The sequence below is a fragment of the Alphaproteobacteria bacterium genome, from assembly GCA_030739735.1.
Lineage (GTDB): Bacteria > Pseudomonadota > Alphaproteobacteria > UBA7887 > UBA7887 > UBA7887.
The window spans coordinates 35,466-52,120 of the sequence record JASLYQ010000003.1; the positions used below are offsets into that span (position 1 = coordinate 35,466).

Annotated in this window: 19 protein-coding genes and 2 pseudogenes; 15 read left to right on the forward strand and 6 right to left on the reverse strand. The window is 61.6% G+C overall.

Annotated elements, in window-relative coordinates; genetic code table 11:
• Window position 1 precedes the first annotated feature (1 nt).
• The 3 genes from ribH to thiL are packed head-to-tail and all read left to right on the forward strand — an operon-like array spanning window position 2 to window position 1,828.
• Window positions 2-451: a 6,7-dimethyl-8-ribityllumazine synthase gene (gene ribH, locus QF629_02510; protein MDP6012408.1), complete on the forward strand. Its 450-nt coding sequence runs from the start codon at window positions 2-4 to the stop codon at window positions 449-451.
• A complete protein-coding gene (gene nusB, locus QF629_02515) occupies window positions 448-915 on the forward strand; it encodes a transcription antitermination factor NusB (GenBank protein MDP6012409.1) in 468 nt (155 codons plus the stop codon). Before ribH ends, nusB begins: the two co-directional genes overlap by 4 nt.
• Window positions 896-1,828 carry a thiamine-phosphate kinase gene (gene thiL / locus QF629_02520; protein MDP6012410.1) on the forward strand — a complete coding sequence of 311 codons (933 nt, stop codon included), beginning with the start codon at window positions 896-898 and terminating at the stop codon, window positions 1,826-1,828. The genes nusB and thiL overlap by 20 nt, the downstream gene beginning before the upstream one ends.
• Here the strand turns inward: thiL and QF629_02525 are convergent.
• The 3 genes from QF629_02525 to QF629_02535 are packed head-to-tail and all read right to left on the reverse strand — an operon-like array spanning window position 1,819 to window position 4,210.
• Window positions 1,819-2,394, reverse strand: a complete 576-nt coding sequence (locus QF629_02525) for a hypothetical protein (protein ID MDP6012411.1) — start codon at window positions 2,392-2,394, stop codon at window positions 1,819-1,821. The two genes, thiL and QF629_02525, sit on opposite strands and share 10 nt — an antisense overlap.
• The gene (locus tag QF629_02530) at window positions 2,391-3,512 is read right to left on the reverse strand and encodes a M48 family metalloprotease (GenBank protein MDP6012412.1); all 1,122 of its coding nucleotides are present in this window, start codon (window positions 3,510-3,512) and stop codon (window positions 2,391-2,393) included. Before QF629_02530 ends, QF629_02525 begins: the two co-directional genes overlap by 4 nt.
• Complete coding sequence (locus QF629_02535; GenBank protein MDP6012413.1) at window positions 3,509-4,210, reverse strand: hypothetical protein; 702 nt, start codon at window positions 4,208-4,210, stop codon at window positions 3,509-3,511. Before QF629_02535 ends, QF629_02530 begins: the two co-directional genes overlap by 4 nt.
• Before the next feature lie 134 nt (window positions 4,211-4,344).
• Between QF629_02535 and QF629_02540 the strand changes: the two are divergent.
• The 3 genes and pseudogenes from QF629_02540 to QF629_02550 all read left to right on the forward strand — a co-directional run bounded on the left by QF629_02540 (window position 4,345) and on the right by QF629_02550 (window position 6,334).
• A pseudogene (locus QF629_02540) lies at window positions 4,345-4,655 on the forward strand (anion permease).
• A 132-nt stretch (window positions 4,656-4,787) separates the two neighbouring features.
• Window positions 4,788-5,720, forward strand: a complete 933-nt coding sequence (locus tag QF629_02545; protein MDP6012414.1) for a 2-dehydro-3-deoxygalactonokinase — start codon at window positions 4,788-4,790, stop codon at window positions 5,718-5,720.
• Entirely contained in the window at window positions 5,717-6,334 is a 618-nt protein-coding gene (locus QF629_02550) for a 2-dehydro-3-deoxy-6-phosphogalactonate aldolase (GenBank protein ID MDP6012415.1), read from the forward strand. Before QF629_02545 ends, QF629_02550 begins: the two co-directional genes overlap by 4 nt.
• On the opposite strand, the gene QF629_02555 is transcribed toward QF629_02550, so the two are convergent.
• Entirely contained in the window at window positions 6,324-6,965 is a 642-nt protein-coding gene (locus QF629_02555; protein ID MDP6012416.1) for a uracil-DNA glycosylase, read from the reverse strand. The genes QF629_02550 and QF629_02555 overlap by 11 nt on opposite strands.
• 227 nt (window positions 6,966-7,192) lie before the next feature.
• Window positions 7,193-7,849, reverse strand: coding sequence for an NYN domain-containing protein (locus QF629_02560; protein MDP6012417.1), 657 nt, complete (start codon window positions 7,847-7,849; stop codon window positions 7,193-7,195).
• 151 nt (window positions 7,850-8,000) lie between these two features.
• Here QF629_02560 and folK point away from each other — a divergent pair, with 151 nt between their 5' ends.
• From folK to era, 9 genes and pseudogenes are all read left to right on the forward strand, one after another.
• Entirely contained in the window at window positions 8,001-8,501 is a 501-nt protein-coding gene (gene folK, locus QF629_02565) for a 2-amino-4-hydroxy-6-hydroxymethyldihydropteridine diphosphokinase (protein MDP6012418.1), read from the forward strand.
• 93 nt (window positions 8,502-8,594) lie between these two features.
• Window positions 8,595-8,852 (forward strand): annotated as a pseudogene (rpoZ, locus tag QF629_02570) (DNA-directed RNA polymerase subunit omega).
• Between the two features lie 225 nt (window positions 8,853-9,077).
• The gene (locus QF629_02575) at window positions 9,078-11,246 is read left to right on the forward strand and encodes a bifunctional (p)ppGpp synthetase/guanosine-3',5'-bis(diphosphate) 3'-pyrophosphohydrolase (GenBank protein MDP6012419.1); all 2,169 of its coding nucleotides are present in this window, start codon (window positions 9,078-9,080) and stop codon (window positions 11,244-11,246) included.
• A 3-nt stretch (window positions 11,247-11,249) separates the two neighbouring features.
• On the forward strand, window positions 11,250-11,867 hold the full coding sequence (locus tag QF629_02580; protein ID MDP6012420.1) for a DUF2062 domain-containing protein: 618 nt from the start codon (window positions 11,250-11,252) through the stop codon (window positions 11,865-11,867).
• The gene (locus QF629_02585; GenBank protein MDP6012421.1) at window positions 11,864-12,619 is read left to right on the forward strand and encodes a pyridoxine 5'-phosphate synthase; all 756 of its coding nucleotides are present in this window, start codon (window positions 11,864-11,866) and stop codon (window positions 12,617-12,619) included. The genes QF629_02580 and QF629_02585 overlap by 4 nt, the downstream gene beginning before the upstream one ends.
• A gap of 7 nt (window positions 12,620-12,626) precedes the next feature.
• On the forward strand, window positions 12,627-13,031 hold the full coding sequence (gene acpS / locus QF629_02590; GenBank protein ID MDP6012422.1) for a holo-ACP synthase: 405 nt from the start codon (window positions 12,627-12,629) through the stop codon (window positions 13,029-13,031).
• Window positions 13,032-13,036: 5 nt separating this feature from the next.
• The gene (gene lepB, locus QF629_02595) at window positions 13,037-13,780 is read left to right on the forward strand and encodes a signal peptidase I (protein ID MDP6012423.1); all 744 of its coding nucleotides are present in this window, start codon (window positions 13,037-13,039) and stop codon (window positions 13,778-13,780) included.
• Complete coding sequence (rnc, locus tag QF629_02600; protein MDP6012424.1) at window positions 13,777-14,439, forward strand: ribonuclease III; 663 nt, start codon at window positions 13,777-13,779, stop codon at window positions 14,437-14,439. The genes lepB and rnc overlap by 4 nt, the downstream gene beginning before the upstream one ends.
• On the forward strand, window positions 14,432-15,346 hold the full coding sequence (gene era / locus QF629_02605) for a GTPase Era (GenBank protein MDP6012425.1): 915 nt from the start codon (window positions 14,432-14,434) through the stop codon (window positions 15,344-15,346). Before rnc ends, era begins: the two co-directional genes overlap by 8 nt.
• On the opposite strand, the gene QF629_02610 is transcribed toward era, so the two are convergent.
• The gene (locus tag QF629_02610) at window positions 15,343-16,533 is read right to left on the reverse strand and encodes a CoA transferase (GenBank protein ID MDP6012426.1); all 1,191 of its coding nucleotides are present in this window, start codon (window positions 16,531-16,533) and stop codon (window positions 15,343-15,345) included. The genes era and QF629_02610 overlap by 4 nt on opposite strands.
• Window positions 16,534-16,655 lie beyond the last annotated feature (122 nt).

Consider the following 16,655-nt stretch of genomic DNA (forward strand, 5'->3'; position numbering starts at 1 on the left):
GATGGCGGGATTGCCTTTCGCCCCACGCGTGCTACTGGTGGTGGCGCGCTACTACGAAGACATCGCCGCCGAGCTCGAGGCCGGTGCGGTTGCTGCTCTCGAAGCCTCCGGGGCAAGTTGGGAGAGTGTCGCCGTACCCGGCGCGCTGGAGATACCCGGCGCAATTGCCAGCGCCCACCGCCTTGGCGCCTATGACGGCTATGTCGCACTCGGCTGCATCATCCGTGGTGAGACCAGCCACTATGATATTGTCGCCGGCGAGAGCGCACGCGGGTTGACCAGCCTTGCCATTGACCATGGTGCTGCGCTCGGCAATGGTATCTTAACTACCGAAGACTACGACCAGGCCATGAAGCGTGCCGCTGTGTTAGACGGCAACAAGGGCGCTGTAGCGGTTGAGGCATGTCTCGCCCTAATCGATTTGGCACGGCGTTTCGCGAGCGACGCGTGAGTGCTGCGGCTGACAGCGCGCTCGCGGCCCGACGCGGCGCCCGCCTGGCGGCTGTGCAAGCGATGTATCAGATTGATTTGGTCGGTACCGAGGCTGAGACCGTTGTTGCCGAGATGGCCGCGCGCCCATCGCCGACTGGCGCGCTTGATAAGGCTTTTTTGCGACGCCTCGCTGATGGTGCACTTGCGCATGCTGAGGCGCTAGATGCGGCGATCTCCGAGACTTTGCGCGAAGGCTGGTCACTTGCACGTCTGTCGCTCACCATGCGGGGAATTTTGCGCGTCGCGACCTACGAGATTCGAGATTGCCTCGATGTGCCACCGCGTGTTGCGGTCAGCGAATATGTTGCCATCGCGCACAGCTTTTTCGACGAGGACGAGGCGGGCTTCGTTAATGGCGCGCTGGAGACCTTGGCGCGGCGTCTGCGGGCGGTGGAATGGGCTGATGGCCAACAGGGCAAGTGAGTTCGCGCTGATCGAAACGCTCTTCCGCCCTCTGTCCGAGGGCTTTCCCGGCGCACTGGGACTTAAGGACGATGCGGCGTTATTATCGGCCGACGAAGAGCTGGCGGTGACCCAGGATGGCCTCGTCGCCGGGGTGCATTTTCCCCTGGACGAGACGCCAGAAGCGATCGCCGCCAAGGCACTGCGCGTAAACCTCAGCGACCTTGCCGCGATGGGCGCTGCGCCGCTAGCCTATCTGCTTACCCTAGCGCTACCGGACGAGATTGACGGGACTTGGCTGCGCCGCTTCTGTGCCAGCCTCGGCGAGGAGCAGGGGCGCTGGGGTATCATGCTTGCCGGTGGCGATACGGTCTCGACGCCCGGCCCACTGATGCTTTCTATCACTGCATTAGGCACAGTACCTGTTGGTGCCGCATTGCGTCGATCGGGTGCGCGGCCGGGGGATTCAGTCTATGTCTCGGGCACTATCGGCGATGGTGTTCTGGGCCTCGCGGTCCTGAGGGGAGAGTTGTCCGCTGCCGGGTGCGGGTCGCTCGTCGAGCGCCTGCGCCTACCGACACCTCGCGTGGCGCTCGGCCGCGCCCTCATCGGCGTGGCAAGCGCTTGCGCTGATATCTCTGACGGGCTCGTCGCCGATACCGGCCATATTGCTGAGGCCTCGGGTGTCGCCATCGCGATAGATGCCGCAGCGGTGCCCCTGTCGGATGCTGCCAAGGCGGTTGTGGCGGAGGAACCTGCCTGGTTTCCTCGCATGCTAACAGGTGGCGATGACTACGAGCTGGTGTTTACTGCAGGTGAAGCCGTCGCAGAGGGAATACCAATAGGTAGCGTCGAACCAGGGCGGGGTGTCACAGTCCTGGCCGCCGACGGCACTCCCATGACTTTCGACGATTGCGGCTACCGTCACTTCTGATCGTTCGGCAGGGTCAGCGAGCGAAAGATGTTCTCGACAGCCTCGCGGTGGGCGTCAAAATAAACTGCGTCGGTGCCGATATAGAGCAGCAGGTGCAGGATTTTTTCTGCATCAATGGCGCCGCAGGCTAGGCCACGATAGGCAAGACCGTCGCTAGAAAAAAAAGTGATATCGAAGCGAAAGCCCGAGAGGCTGCCAAAGGCGGCCGGGCGCAGATTGCTGAAATCGGCATCGTTGGTCCCGACCTGGGCCAGACTGGCGAGCACGAAGTCGGCGACATCACTGGCGCGCATGCTCGTACGGTAGCGCGGCACGCCGTCATCGGGCCGTGGGCTGCTGTTGTCGAATAGCGCGTCACCGTCCTTGATGGTCGCGTAAAGCCGCAAGTTTTGCAGCGGGAGGCCGTCGACTGTCCACTGTTCCATGGGCGCCAGGGGAAAGCGGCTCCAGGCGATGGGGGTGGTTACCTCGTAGGCGCCATTGATCGACTGCGTGCCTGGCTCCACCAAGGTTACCTGCTCGCAGGATGCGGCGAGTAACAGCGCCGCGGCGAAAACGAGCCTCATTTGAGTTCCTTGATATAGGCACGGATCATCGCCGTGTCCTTGGCTTGCGGAGCGGTTACGAGATAGCGGGTAAAGGCGCGCAGGGCCTCGCTATCGCGGCCGAGCGACCACAAGGTAAGCCCAAGCCCGCGATGGGCTACGGCTGGTGCCTCTGGGCTCACCACAGCCATACGATAGGCGGCCAAGGCCTTCTTAGTTTCGCCGCTGCGGCGGAACATCTCGCCGCGCCAGTAACTCGCCACGCCGTTATCGCCGAGGCGTTGCAGCACCACGTCCAGCGCGCCGTAGCGACCCTTGCCAATTTCCGCAGCGATCCACTCGTTGCGATGGCGTGCGACGGCTGCGTCAAAGCGCCCGGCGAAGCGCTCGCCACCCCGCATGTCGGCGAGCGCCGCAAGATTGGTTAGGCGCTCGTCGCTGGCCGGATGGGTTGAAAGCAGCACGGGCGGCGCTTGGTCTTCATCCATAGCGTCCTGCTCGGCCAGTGCATTGCGCCAGACGGCGGCAGCAGCCTCGGCATCGTAGCTGGCCGCGACGAGGCGTTCGAAGCCAAGGCTATCGGCCTCGCGCTCCTGCTCCCGCGAGTAACTAAGCAAGGCGAGCTGAGTGGCAAGCTGCACGAGATTGCCGGCGCCACCATAGCCCCCGACTGCTGCGGCGATCGAAAGGAATGTTACCGCTGATGTGGCCGCGCGCGTCGAGCGCCAGCGCTCAAGCGTGTGGCGGCGCTGATAGTGGGCGACCTCGTGGCCGAGCACGGCAGCGAGCTGGGCCTCGTTCTCGACGCGCAGTAGCAGGCCTGTCCAGACCGTCATAAAGCCGTTCGGTGCCATTGAGGCGTTGAAGCCTGCGCGCTCGACAACATAAACGCGGATGTCGCCGCAATAGTCGCTGGCGACGCGGCAGGCCACCTCTCTCACATAGGCTTGCAAGGTTTCATCTGCGACCAGAGCACCCGAGGTCAGGAGGGCACTCTCGGCTTGCTCCATCTCAGCCCATATGCCGCGCTCGTCGTGCTCCGCCACCACCTGGTCGGTGTCGCCGGGTGCGATGTCAGGCAATGACTGGGCGCAGGCGCTAGTGATCAGAAGCGTGCAGGCCGTCGCCAGAGTTCTCACAATGGCAGCCCATCGAGCAGCCGCCGTGTGGTCTCGCGCGCGCCCTTTTCCTGGCGCGGGTCGCCGACGCTGCTGTTGAGACTGTTGAACCAGATGATACGGCCGTCATTGAGGTCGACCAGGGAGATGAAACCGAATTGCTGACCACCCTGCACTACAGCGCCGAGCGCGGCGCCGATCACCATCAGGGCAACGCGCCCAGAACTGGAAAAGCTGTCGCGAAAAGTGAGGAAGAGGGCGTAGTCGGCCTCGTAATCCTCGCGCAAAACAGCGATGCCAGGGCCGAGGGTATAATCAAGCACCGGCTTGGTCGGCAACGCCAGGCTTGGCAGCTGACCGTGGAAGAGAATGGCCGAGCCGACGGCATCGTGCAGCTTGACCAATTGCTGATGCTCGGGGTGGTGACGCAGCAAGCTGTTCTGTGGCGGCGCGTAGGCGAGGACGTTGGCGGCGTGCTTCGCAAAATGCTCGCCAAGAGCTGTGGCGATGTTCTGGCGTGCTGTCTCGGTCCATTCCGCATTAGGCTCGAGCAACCCGGCGACGGTAATTTCGTACAGCGCAATATTGGTTGGCATTACCAGAACGGAAACCGTCTCCGCCGACCGTGCGAACTCAAGCTCTGGTAGCAGCGGATCCGTGCGCACGCAAGCCGCTAGCATCAGCAACAGAAAACCCAGCGATGTACCTGCTCTCATCATCTCCTGCTCATAGCACCCCAAGCGAGGTTCGTGCTACCTACCGGATATGAGGGGGGCAAGCCATTGTCTTTGGTGTACTGTTGGGCGCTCTGACCGCGTTCACCTGGGGTCGGCTGCGACAAGCCGTAGTGGCGGTGCTGGCGCCGATGCTGGTGGCGACCATGCTTCTCTCGGATATGATCAACAATGCCGCCATAACGCTGGTCATGGCGCCGATCGCCGTTGGCATTACCGAGACCCTGGGGGTCGGTCGCGATGCTTTTCTGATGGCGGTAGCAATGGGGGCAACGTGTTCTTTTTGACACCCATCGGCCGGCAGTCGAACACGTTGGTGATGGGGCCGGGCAGCTACCGCTTCGGTGACCATTGGCGTGTGGGTCTGCCGCTGGAAGTGGCGGTCGTGCTCGTTGGCGTGCCGATGATCGTGCTCGTACCGCCGATATGATTACCACATCATATAGGCGAGCTGGTCCATATTCAGGTAGAAGACGAGCCCGGATACCGCGAGGATGATGATACAAGCGTTCATGTCAAACCTTTCTGCGACGAACCTAACCTCGCGCTTCTGGACGGCACAGTGACGGGGATCACGGATACGGCATTGATCGGCATCGACTGGGGCACCACTGCCCTGCGTGCCTATCGCTTCGGCGGCGACGGCGCCGTCGTCGATCGCCGCGCCAGTGCGCACGGAATCTTGGCGGTCGCCGGGGGTGGCTTTGATGCGGTGTTTGAAGAAACAGTTGCGGGCTGGCCCGACTGCCCGGTGGTGATCTCCGGTATGATCACGAGCCGCCAGGGCTGGTTGGAGCTACCCTATCTGATGTGCCCGGCCCCGGTGGGCACTTTGGCGGATGCCCTGCACCGGCACCGATGCGAAAGCGGTCGCACCGTGCACTTCGTGACCGGCCTTAAGGTGCGCGACACCGCGGGTGTACCAGACGTGATGCGTGGTGAGGAAACGCAGATCCTCGGCGCTATCACGGTGGGCGCTACGGAGCCGCGCCTTCTGGTGCTGCCAGGTACCCATAGCAAGTGGGTCCTGGTCAAAGGTGACGAGGTATCCGGGTTCTCTACTTTCATGACCGGCGAAGTCTTTGCCGTGCTCAAGGAGCACTCGATACTCGGGCGCATGACGACCGGCGAGACGAGAGATCAAGCGGCCTGGCGGCGCGGTGTCGCGTACGGGCTCGACGAGAGCAGTGATCATGGAGGACTGTTGCGGCGTCTGTTCAGCGCCCGCAGTCTGGCGCTTTTCGATGAGCTGCCGCGGGCCGGCGTTGCGTCATACCTGTCCGGGTTGCTGCTGGGGGCGGAGGTGCGCGAGGCACGGCATTTCTTTGGCGCGCGCGTGAGTGGGGGGTCCGTGCTGTTGCTCGGTAGTGCCGCACTCTGCGATCTCTACGCCGAGGCGCTGGCGTTTGCCGGGTTATCGGCCGAGCGTGGACCCGACGATGCGGCAGCGCGGGGCCATTGGCGAATCGCCGCCGCTGCGGATTTGCTGACATGATGGATTTGGGCGCATTGCCGTTGGTCGCTATTTTGCGTGGTGTCGAGCCGGGGGAGGTGGTGGCGATCGGCGAGGCGCTAGTCGCGGAGGGTTTTCGTATCGTCGAGGTGCCGTTGAACTCGCCGCAACCGCTCGATAGCATCGCGAGACTGGTCAAAAATTTGGGCAATGACGTGCTCATCGGCGCCGGCACTGTGCGCGATCCGGACGACATCGCGCGCATCGCCAATGCCGGCGGGCGTCTCATCGTTATGCCCCACAGTGATGCGCGTGTGATTGCGGAGGCCAAGCGGCAGCATCTCTTCTGCCTGCCAGGGGTGGCGACGCCTACGGAGGCCTTTGCGGCACTCGCCTCCGGCGCCGACGGGCTTAAAATGTTTCCGGCCGAGGCGCTGCCGCCACTCACGCTTAAGGCCTGGCGCGCGGTGCTGCCGAAAGACTTGCCGTTGTTGCCGGTTGGCGGTATCGCGCCTAACACCATGGCCCCTTATGTCAGCGCAGGTGCTGCCGGATTCGGGCTTGGCTCGGCGCTGTACAAGCCAGGCATGACAGCGGGCGACGTGATGACGAGCGCTCGCGCTTTCGCCGACGCCTGGGCTGCGCTCAGTCGCTAAGCCGTCTGCAGATGGCGGCAAAGACGGCGTCGAACATAGCTGGTGTCAGGCGGCCGGTGTTCGTGTTGTAGCGTGAGCAATGATAGCTGTTGAAGAGCCGCAACCCTTCTCCCAGCGTGTGCTCGCCGCCGTGGCTGAAAGGATGGTCCCTCCGCTTTTTATCTCGTGTCGCTAGCACCGCATCATGGGCGATGTGTCCGAGTGCGAGCAGTATCCGCAAGCGTGGCATGGCGTTGATTTCCTGGCGCAGAAAATCGCGGCAGGCCTTGATCTCAGCCTTGATGGGCTTGTTGTCGGGCGGCACGCAGCGCACCGCATTGGTGATGCGGCAGTTGCACATAACGAGCCCGTCGTCTGGTCGGGCGTCGTAGACACCCTCGGCAAAGCCGTGCGCCAGCAGGGTCGGGTAGAGCAGGTCGCCCGCAGCGTCACCAGTGAAAGGACGCCCGGTGCGATTGGCCCCGCGCAGTCCTGGTGCTAGCCCGACCACGAGCAGTGCCGAGTCCACGGCGCCAAACGATGCCACCGGCGCATTGAGAGAATCCGGCAGGTGCCGGCGGTTGTCCGCGCGAAAAGTCACCAGCCGCGGACAGAGCGCGCAGTCCGGGCTTGGCTGTGTCATGGCGCTCATACCAGGGCTTGGCGATAAAGACCCATTGGATAGATCGAGACGGCTTCTCGAGCAGGAGCAGTGCACAGGGTGATGCGGGGACACCTTTCAAGCGTCGTGATGTATCCGGAAAGCCGACTCGGGTCACTGCGGGTCACTTTACGTGGGGTGATACGATGGCGCGTACGACTCTTAGCCCGCGGTGAAAATCGTGCGGTTAAGTGGGTCTTTATCATCGGCCCTTGATATCAAACCGGCGTAGTGTCGATCTCGTCGCCGGTGAGGTCAATATCGCCGTCATCCAGCGGCTCACCCACACCCTCTTCGTTGATGGTCCGATCGCCTTCGCTTTGTGGCTCACGCGACGGGCGCTGCTGCGAGTCGCGGCTGATCAAGTCGGCCAGATCCTTGAGCTCGACGAAGCGGTCAGCCTGGCGGCGTAGCTCGTCGGCGACCATAGGTGGTTGCGAGCGGATGGTCGAGATCACCGAGGCTCGGAGCCCCTTGCGCTGGATGGCTTCGATCAGGCGGCGGAAATCGCCGTCGCCGGAGAACAACACCACATGATCTAGATGTGGCGCCATTTCCATCACGTCGATGGCAAGCTCGATATCCATATTGCCTTTGATCTTGCGTCTGCCCTGGGCGTCAGTGAACTCCTTGGTTGGTTTGGTGACCATGGTGTAGCCGTTGTAATCAAGCCAATCGACTAGCGGCCGAATCGGCGAGTATTCCTGGTCGTCGAGTAGCGCCGTGTAATAGAACGCGCGTACCAATTGGCCTTGTTTTTGGAACAACTCCAGCAATCGCTTGTAATCGATATCGAAACCGAGCAAGCGGGCCGCGTTATACAGATTGGCGCCGTCGATAAAGAGGGCTATGCGTTCGTCGGGGTAAAAATGCATGAATCTTAATCCTAAAAAAATAACGTGCCGGTCAACGCTCCTCTGCCGCCGGCATCCGCCATGATGACGTTGAACAAGCGACCCATAGCGCGTGTTGGGTCGCGTGTGCAACAGATAAGGTCTTAATCGCAATGGGCAAGGGGCCAGCGAGGTGAATGCTATAATCGCGATTGGGTCGAATCTCCCGGCCGCCGATGGCACACCGCCACTTGCGGTTTGCCGCCGCGCGCTGGCGGCGATTGCGGCTGCTGTTGGCCCCGTACTGTCACATTCCGCCTGGTACCTCTCCGAGCCTATGCCGGCGTCGTCGCAGCCCTGGTTCGTCAACGGCGTTGCGGTGGTGCGCACGGAGTTGGCACCGGCAGCGCACTTGGCGGTGTTGCACGACATCGAGCAGGTGGCCGGTCGCCGCCGCCGCGGGCGCTGGGAAGCCCGCGTGCTTGACCTTGATTTGCTGGCCTGTGACGACCAGCTATGGGACGAGGATAAAGGTGGTGTTGTGCTGCCTCACCCTAGGCTTAGCGACCGGGCTTTTGTGCTGCTACCGCTGGCAGACGTGGCGCCGGATTGGCGCCATCCGGGTGACGGCCGCACGGTGACCGATATGTTGGCAGCACTGCCGTCCGGCCAACGCATTGCAAGGGTGCCTTGAGACGTGTTGATTCTGATCATGTTCGTCCCTAGTATCCGCCGGCTGGGCCAAACCGCATTTTTGTCATAGAAAATTAGCCGAGGAGCTGTCCATATGGCGCGCGTAACCGTCGAGGATTGCGTTACGAAGATTCCTAACCGTTTTGAACTTGTCATGCTTGCCTCACAAAGAGCGCGTGACATCGCCGCTGGTGGCGAGTTGACGGTCGATCGTGACAACGACAAGGATGCGGTGGTCGCTTTGCGCGAGATCGCTGACGAGAAGATGACCCAGAACGATCTGACAGAATCCCTGCTGCTCGGCCTCCAACGTCATGCCGAGAACGATGAGCTGGAAGAAGAGGTGATGGAGACCGGAGAGGGTGGCGATCTGCTCGGCGAAATCGAGGCGCGCGGTGGCAAGGTTGCTGGTATGCAGGTATTTGATGTTGGCCTCGGCGACGCTGCTGAAGGCAAGACGCCGACCAATCTTAGCAAGCTGTTTGGAGGCGGCGGCAGCGAGTGATCGGCGGGGCAGGGCAAAGGGGAGCCCGCGCGGCGACCGGCACGTAGTGTCGATGGCGGAAGCGGGGCAGCCATGATCCGCCAATACGAGCTTGTTGAGCGCGTGAGCAGCTACGACCCCGATGCTTCCGAAGCGTCTCTCAACCGCGCCTATGTCTTCTCCATGTCTCGGCACGGCTCGCAAACCCGGGCCTCAGGCGACCCCTATTTCTCCCATCCCGTCGAAGTGGCCGGCATTCTCACTGACCTCAAGCTTGACAGCGCTTCGATCATCACTGCGCTGCTGCACGACACCGTCGAGGACGGCGTCGCCAGCCAGGAAGAAGTTGAGGAGATGTTCGGTGACGAGATTGGCCGTCTGGTCGACGGTGTCACCAAGCTTGGCAAGATAGAGCTGCAGTCCCATAGCGAGCGCCAGGCGGAAAACTTTCGTAAGTTTCTGCTGGCGATGTCAGAAGATATACGCGTACTACTGATTAAGTTGGCCGATCGTCTACATAACATGCGCACACTACATTTTATTCCTAAGTCGAAAAAACGCCTGCGCATCGCTGTCGAGACAATGGACATCTATGTGCCCCTTGCCGAGCGTATCGGTATGCGGCGCATGAAGGATGAACTTGAGGATCTGGCATGTCGCGAGATCTATCCAGAGGCGCAACCTGTCGCGAGATCTATTGATTCTCTGACCCGGCGGCTGGATTTCCTACGTGATACTGAAGGCGAGACGATAGACCTTATTATCGGTGAACTCGAGAACACGCTCGCCGACGCTGGGGTTGAGGCCGAAGTCGATGGTCGCGAGAAGCGCCCTTATTCGATTTGGCGCAAGATGCAACGCAAGCATGTGCCGTTTGAGCAGGTGGCAGACGTTTTTGCCTTTCGCGTGGTGCTACACAGCATCGACGACTGTTACTGTGCGCTCGGCGCCGTGCACCGAGCCTATTCAATGGTCCCGGGCCGGTTCAAGGACTATATCTCGACGCCCAAGCAGAATGGTTATCAATCGATCCATACGGCTGTGATCGGCCCGCACAAGCAGCGCGTCGAAGTGCAGATCCGCACCGTTGAAATGCACGAGATCGCCGAATACGGTGTCGCTGCCCATTGGATATACAAGCATGGCAGCGACGATTCCGGCCAACGCGAGGGGCGGCAATATCGCTGGATTCGGCATCTGTTGGAGATCCTCGACCATGCTGGCGGGGCCGAGGAATTCCTCGAGCACACCAAGCTCGAGATGTTTAGCGACCAAGTGTTCTGCTTCTCACCAAAGGGTGATCTCATCAGCCTACCTGCCGGTGCAACACCGGTGGACTTCGCGTACGCCGTGCATTCTGATATCGGCGATACCTGCGTCGGTGCCAAGATCAACGGCCGCATGGCGCCGCTGCGCACGGAGCTGCACAATGGCGATCAGGTTGAGGTACTGCGCTCGAGCGTGCCGGCGCCAGACCCGAACTGGGAGAACTTTGTCGTGACTGGCAAGGCGCGGGCGCGCATCCGCCGCTTCGTTCGCCAGCGCGCTAACGATGAATATGCCAGCCTCGGCCGCTCGATCCTGGAAAAGACCTTCGCCGCGCATGAGCGCCCCTTTGCCGACCACATGTTGCGCCCGGTGCTGGCCAAGTTTGGTGGGAAAAAGCCACTCGACCTGATGGTCCGGGTTGGACGCGGCGTGATCAACGCCGAGGCCGCGCTCAATGCCGTCTATCCCGATCTCACGGATGGCGGTAAGGTCGTACCGATGTCGCGTCCGTTGGGTGAGGGCGAGGAGAAAAAGCGCGGCGGCGCGGTGCCGATCCGCGGTCTCACGCCGGGCATGGCCGTGCACGTGGCAGAATGCTGCTATCCTTTGCCCGGAGAGCGCATCGTCGGTCTCGTCACTGAGGGCAAAGGTGTGACGATCCACACCATCGATTGCGAGGTGTTGGAAAGCTTTTCTAACGTGCCGGAGCGCTGGCTCGATGTCTCCTGGAGCACGGACGGCGATGACGCCTACGCTCATACCGGACGCATGGTGACGGTGATCAACAACGTGCCGGGGAGCCTCAATGCGCTCACCGAGGCAATCGCGCAGACCGGCGGCAACATCACCAATCTGCGCATTAGCCGCCGGGCGCCGGATTTCTTCGAACTGGTTGTTGATGTCGAGGTCGAGGACGTGCGCCATCTCACCAGCATCATGGCGGCATTGCGCGCCAATCCAGCGATCTATCAGGTCGAGCGCGCCCATGGCTGAGCCATGCTAGGGCGCCGCGAGCGGCGTCTGCTACGGGACCGGGCGCGCGATGTCGTGTGGCCGCGCATCGGCTGGCGCCGGGCCGCGAGTTACTTTTCGCACCGTATCCGCCGCCTGCCGGGAAGCCCCTACAGCATCGCCGCGGGCTTCGCCTGCGGTGCGGCAGTGTCCTTCACTCCATTCCTCGGCTTTCACTTTGTCCTGGCGGCGCTGGCGTCGTGGATGATCGGTGCCAGTATTCTTGCCGCCGCCATCGGTACCGTGGTCGGCAATCCTTGGACCTTTCCCTTCATCTGGTTCATGGCCTACCGCCTCGGTTGTTTCATCCTGGGCATCGATACTGGCGAGACGCTGCCGCAGGGACTGCCGATGGAGTATGAAGGGCTATCGATGAAGTATATTTTTGACAACCCTGAGGCCGTTCTTCTACCCACCACTGTCGGCGGCGTGCCGCTTGGCGTGGTTGCCTGGGGAACCTCGTTCTGGCTTGTGCGCCGCGCTGTGGCACGCTATCAGCGCATTCGAAAAGCGAGCATTCGCCGCAAGATCGAGAGGCAGCAACGCAAAATGAACGCCGCCGTTAAACATGAGGAGCAAGCGGGGAAAGAAAGCGGGCAATGATCGGCAAGCCTCGTCTTGGTGTCAATATTGACCACGTGGCGACCATCCGCAACGCTCGTGGTGGCGCCCGTCCCGACCCACTGCGTGCGGCGCGCATGGCCGCCGAGGCCGGTGCCGACGGCATCACCGCCCATCTACGCGAAGATCGCCGCCATATCTCCGACAATGATATCCGTCGTATCAAGGCGGAGGTCGATCAGCCATTGAATCTGGAGATGGCGGCGACCGAGGAGATGCTCGCGATCGCGCTGGCAACGCGTCCGGACCAGGTCTGCTTGGTGCCCGAGAAACGCGCCGAGTTGACCACCGAGGGTGGGCTCGATGTGGCGGCGAACGATACGGTATTGGAGGATTACATTGCCAGGCTCGGCGACGCCGGTATTCGTGTCTCGCTTTTCATCGATCCCGAACGGGTGCAGATCGCTGTCGCCGAAAAACTCGGCGCCGATGTCGTAGAGCTCCATACCGGCAGTTATTGCGATGCGCCAGATGCCGCGCGCGAAGGTGAGTTGGCGCGCCTTGCCGCCGCGGCGACCGAGGCCGCCGGTCTGGGCCTGCAGGTTCATGCCGGACATGGCCTGAGCTATAGCACGGTAGGGCCGGTGGCGGCACTGGTGGAAGTGAGCGAGTTGAATATCGGCCATTTTCTCATCGGCGAGGCTATTTTCAGTGGTTTGGAAAGCGCCATCCGCCGTATGCGCGCGCTGATGGACACCGCCCGCGCCGAAGCTAGCGGTCAGCGCAGCGCATGATCCGTTCATGACCATCATCGGCATCGGCCACGACGTCTGCGACGCAACCCGCATCGTGGCCACCTTGGAGCGATTCGGGGAGCGCTTCACCCATCGTGTTTTCACGCCACTCGAGCGCGAGAAGTGCGAGCGTCGCCTGCGTCGTGCTGATTCCTACGCCCGGCGCTTCGCCGCCAAGGAAGCTTGCTCGAAAGCGCTCGGTACGGGCTTTCGCCATGGCGTCTATTGGCGCGACATCGGCGTCATTAATTTACCCGGTGGCAAGCCGACCCTGAAACTGACTGGCGGCGCGCTCGTGCGCCTACAGTCTCTGGTCCCGGACGGCCTAGAGCCGAAGATCGATGTTACTCTCACCGACGATCGGGATTTGGCTCATGCCTTCGTTCTGATCTCTACTGTGCAAGCGGAATAGGACGGATGGCAAAGGAAGAGAAACGGCGCAGCGCCTTTTGGGAGAGCTTCAAGACGGTCATCTATGCGGTGCTGATCGCGCTGGTCGTACGCACCTTCGCCTATGAGCCGTTTCATATTCCCTCGGGCTCGATGAAACCGACCTTGCTGATTGGCGACTATCTGTTCGTCTCCAAGTTCTCCTACGGCTACAGCAAATACTCGTTCTTCTACCCCCTGCCGGGCCTTAAAGGACGTATCTGGAACGGCGCACCTAAGCGCGGCGACATCATCGTCTTCAAGCTGCCGCGCGACAATTCCACCGACTACATCAAACGTCTGGTGGGGCTGCCGGGCGACCGCATTCAGGTGCAGGGTGGCATTCTATTAATCAACGATGAGCCGGTGCCGCGCCAGCGCATCGAGGATTTTGAACTCGTGGGCCGCGGCGGCTATTCGCGCAAGGTACAGCAATATATCGAAACCCTGCCGAACGACGTCAGCTATCGCGTGCTCGACAGCGATCCCTTCGGTGCCCTCGACAATACCGATGTCTATGTGGTGCCCGATCAGCATTACTTTTTCATGGGCGACAATCGGGATCATTCGTCGGACAGCCGTGTACTAAACAATGTCGGCTATGTGCCGGTCGAAAACCTGCTCGGCCAGGCTGAGATCCTGTTCTTTTCCACCGACGGCACGGCGCATTTTTGGGAAGTGTGGAGGTGGCCTTTTGCGATCCGCTTCTCACGCTTTTTCACCACCCTTTGAGCACCGCCGACGCCCTCGGCGTTTCCTTTACCGACCCCGCCTTGTTGCGCGAGGTTCTGACCCATCGCAGTCTTGTCGGGCAGACCAACAACCAACGGCTGGAATTTCTCGGCGACCGTGTGCTCGGTCTGATCGTTGCCGAGCGCCTGATGACACGATTCCCGCATGAGGACGAGGGCGACCTGGCGCCACGCCTTGCTGAACTCGTGAGTGCCGACAGCCTGACCGTGGTGTCGCGGACCATCGATCTCGGGCGGCATATGGATATGGCGCCGAGTGAGGCTGTGAGCGGTGGGCGCGAGAACGACGCCAATCTCGCCGATGCTTGTGAGGCGCTGATCGGTGCACTGTACCTCGACGGTGGCCTGGCCGCTGCTGCGGCCTTCGTTGAGTGCCATTGGCGGCCCCTGATCGAGGCCCAGATATTACCGCCCAAGGATGCCAAGACGGCATTGCAGGAATGGAGCCAGGCGCGCGGGTTGGGTCTGCCGCGCTACCGTCTGGTCTCCAGCGAAGGCCCCGACCACAAGCCCACCTTTCGTATGACCGCGGCCGTAGAGGGCCGGGGTGAGGGTGAAGGGGAGGCGCTCAGCAAACGGGAGGCCGAGCGCCGCGCTGCCGAGACGCTCCTTGCACGACTGGCGGGCGAGGATGGCTGAGCGGTCTTGTGGCTTCGTCGCCGTTCTCGGTGCGTCCAACGTCGGTAAGTCAACACTGGTCAACCGTTTGGTCGGCACTAAGGTCTCTATCGTAACGCCCAAGGTGCAGACGACCCGCAGCCGGGTGATCGGCATAGCACTTGTGGGCGACGCGCAGATTATCTTCATCGATACGCCCGGCATCTTTGTGCCAAAAAAGCGTCTGGAGCGGGCCATGGTCTCGGCGGCTTGGTCAGGCGCGCGCGATGCCGATATCGTACTCGTGCTGATCGATGCCAAGCACGGGCTCGACAAGCATAGTCGGCTCATCGTCGAGCATTTGTGTAAGGACGGTCGTCAGGCGCTCCTAGCCATCAACAAGATCGACACCGTCGAGCGGAATTCGCTGCTGAGAGTGGCGGCGGAATTCGATGCTGAGAAGCTTGCTGACGGTAGCGACATGTTTGCTGCTATATTCATGATCTCGGCCCTGACCGGCGATGGCGTTGATGATCTGCAAGAGGCCTTGGGCGGGCGCATGCGGGCCGGCCCCTGGCATTATCCCGCTGACCAGGCCGCCGACATGCCCATGCGCCTACTCGCCGCTGAGATTACACGCGAAAAGGTTTTTCTCCAATTACAGCAAGAGCTACCTTACGCGATCGCCGTGGAGACCGAGGCCTGGCGTGAGCGTGACGATGGCAGCGTACGAGTTGACCAGGTTCTCTACGTGCGCCGTGACAGCCAGAAGAGCATCGTGCTCGGCAAGGACGGGCGCCGGGTCAAGGCCATCGGCAGCGCGGCCAGGCACGAGCTTCAGGAAATGCTCGGTCGCTCCGCGCATCTCTTTATCCATGTCAAGGTCCGCGATGATTGGCAGGACAACCCTGAGCGCTACCGCGATATAGGCCTTAATTTTGACGTCTAAAGGATGTCTGTGGCAACAAGATCTTGGATTCTGGCATCATCGTAATCGAGCCATTCGCTGAGGATATCGGCGTTGTGCTGGCCGGGGCTAGGCACTGGGTGATAGAGGGCGGACGGGGTCTCTGATAACTTAGCGACGAATCCTTGCAGCGGCACTTTTTCGCCGTGGGCGTGCTCGACATCGATGATCTGGCCGCGGTGACGAAGTTGGGGATTAGCGAGCACATCGGCAATGGTGTTAACAGGCCCGCATGGTACACTCGCCACCTCCATGGCGGCGATGATCTCGTCGGCGCTGCGTGCGGCCACCCATTCACTGACGACCGCTTCCAGCGCCTCGGCATTCTCGCGCCGCCGGGTATTGTCGGCATAGGCGGGGTTTTCCAGTAGGTCCTCGCGGCCGATGGCGCGGCAAAAGCGGCCAAAGCGTGGATCGCCTCCGGCCATGATATGAACGTATTTTCCATCCGCAGTCAGAAAGCTGTTCGACGGCGCGCCGTAACGGTCGCGATTGCCCATACGGGTCGCAGCTTTGCCGAATATCGCTTGCTCCGGAATCACGGTCATCAACAAAGACAGGGCGCTGTCCATCAGGGCAACATCGACAAGTTGGCCGCGGCCACTTTGGTGGCGCCCCTGCACTGCAGCGAGGATGCCGACCACCGCGTGCAAGCCGGTCGAATGATCCACGACCGTGGTGCCCGCCAAGGTCGGCGGGCCATCCGGGTCGCCTGTCAGTTCCATGATGCCGCTGCCAGCCTGGGCGACGGCATCGAAGCAGGGCCGCTGTGCATGAGGGCCGTCTTGGCCGTGGCCCGAGATGCGGGCCATGATCAGGCGCGGATTGATGCCGCTCAGGGTCTCCCAGTCGCAACCCATGGCCTCCATCACGCCGGGGCGGAAATTCTCCACGAGAATATCCGCTTCGCTGACCAACTCGCGCAGGATCGCTTGTCCCTGCTCGCTACGCAAATTGAGCGTCAACGAACGCTTGTTGCGGTTGTAGGTGATGACAAACAGGCTGTCGCCGTCGACCAATGGCGGTAGCGAGCGGATATCCTCGCCGGTTTTCGGCTTCTCGACCTTGACCACCTGGGCACCCATGTCGCCGAGCATCATGGCGCAGAAGGGCCCGGCCACGAACCGCGACAAGTCGAGGACTTTTAGGTCTGCAAGGGGGCCGCTCATCTCGCCTCTGAGGATTGCTCTTACGGCCGCGATCATACGCAGAAATCGCAGCCGAGACGAGACGGGACTTGGTATTCCAACCGTGCCCTGCCAATCTGCGACCGAACAGATAAGGGAGAGCG

Excerpts from the sequence above, each read along its gene's own strand:
- ribH (MDP6012408.1), top strand. The coding sequence starts at position 2 with ATGGCGGGATTGCCTTTCGCCCCACGCGTGCTACTGGTGGTGGCGCGC.
- thiL (MDP6012410.1), top strand. The coding sequence starts at position 896 with ATGGCCAACAGGGCAAGTGAGTTCGCGCTGATCGAAACGCTCTTCCGC.
- QF629_02525 (MDP6012411.1), bottom strand. The coding sequence starts at position 2,394 with ATGAGGCTCGTTTTCGCCGCGGCGCTGTTACTCGCCGCATCCTGCGAG.
- QF629_02535 (MDP6012413.1), bottom strand. The coding sequence starts at position 4,210 with ATGATGAGAGCAGGTACATCGCTGGGTTTTCTGTTGCTGATGCTAGCG.
- QF629_02550 (MDP6012415.1), top strand. The coding sequence starts at position 5,717 with ATGATGGATTTGGGCGCATTGCCGTTGGTCGCTATTTTGCGTGGTGTC.
- QF629_02555 (MDP6012416.1), bottom strand. The coding sequence starts at position 6,965 with ATGAGCGCCATGACACAGCCAAGCCCGGACTGCGCGCTCTGTCCGCGG.
- QF629_02560 (MDP6012417.1), bottom strand. The coding sequence starts at position 7,849 with ATGCATTTTTACCCCGACGAACGCATAGCCCTCTTTATCGACGGCGCC.
- QF629_02575 (MDP6012419.1), top strand. The coding sequence starts at position 9,078 with ATGATCCGCCAATACGAGCTTGTTGAGCGCGTGAGCAGCTACGACCCC.
- QF629_02580 (MDP6012420.1), top strand. The coding sequence starts at position 11,250 with ATGCTAGGGCGCCGCGAGCGGCGTCTGCTACGGGACCGGGCGCGCGAT.
- QF629_02585 (MDP6012421.1), top strand. The coding sequence starts at position 11,864 with ATGATCGGCAAGCCTCGTCTTGGTGTCAATATTGACCACGTGGCGACC.
- acpS (MDP6012422.1), top strand. The coding sequence starts at position 12,627 with ATGACCATCATCGGCATCGGCCACGACGTCTGCGACGCAACCCGCATC.
- lepB (MDP6012423.1), top strand. The coding sequence starts at position 13,037 with ATGGCAAAGGAAGAGAAACGGCGCAGCGCCTTTTGGGAGAGCTTCAAG.
- era (MDP6012425.1), top strand. The coding sequence starts at position 14,432 with ATGGCTGAGCGGTCTTGTGGCTTCGTCGCCGTTCTCGGTGCGTCCAAC.
- QF629_02610 (MDP6012426.1), bottom strand. The coding sequence starts at position 16,533 with ATGAGCGGCCCCCTTGCAGACCTAAAAGTCCTCGACTTGTCGCGGTTC.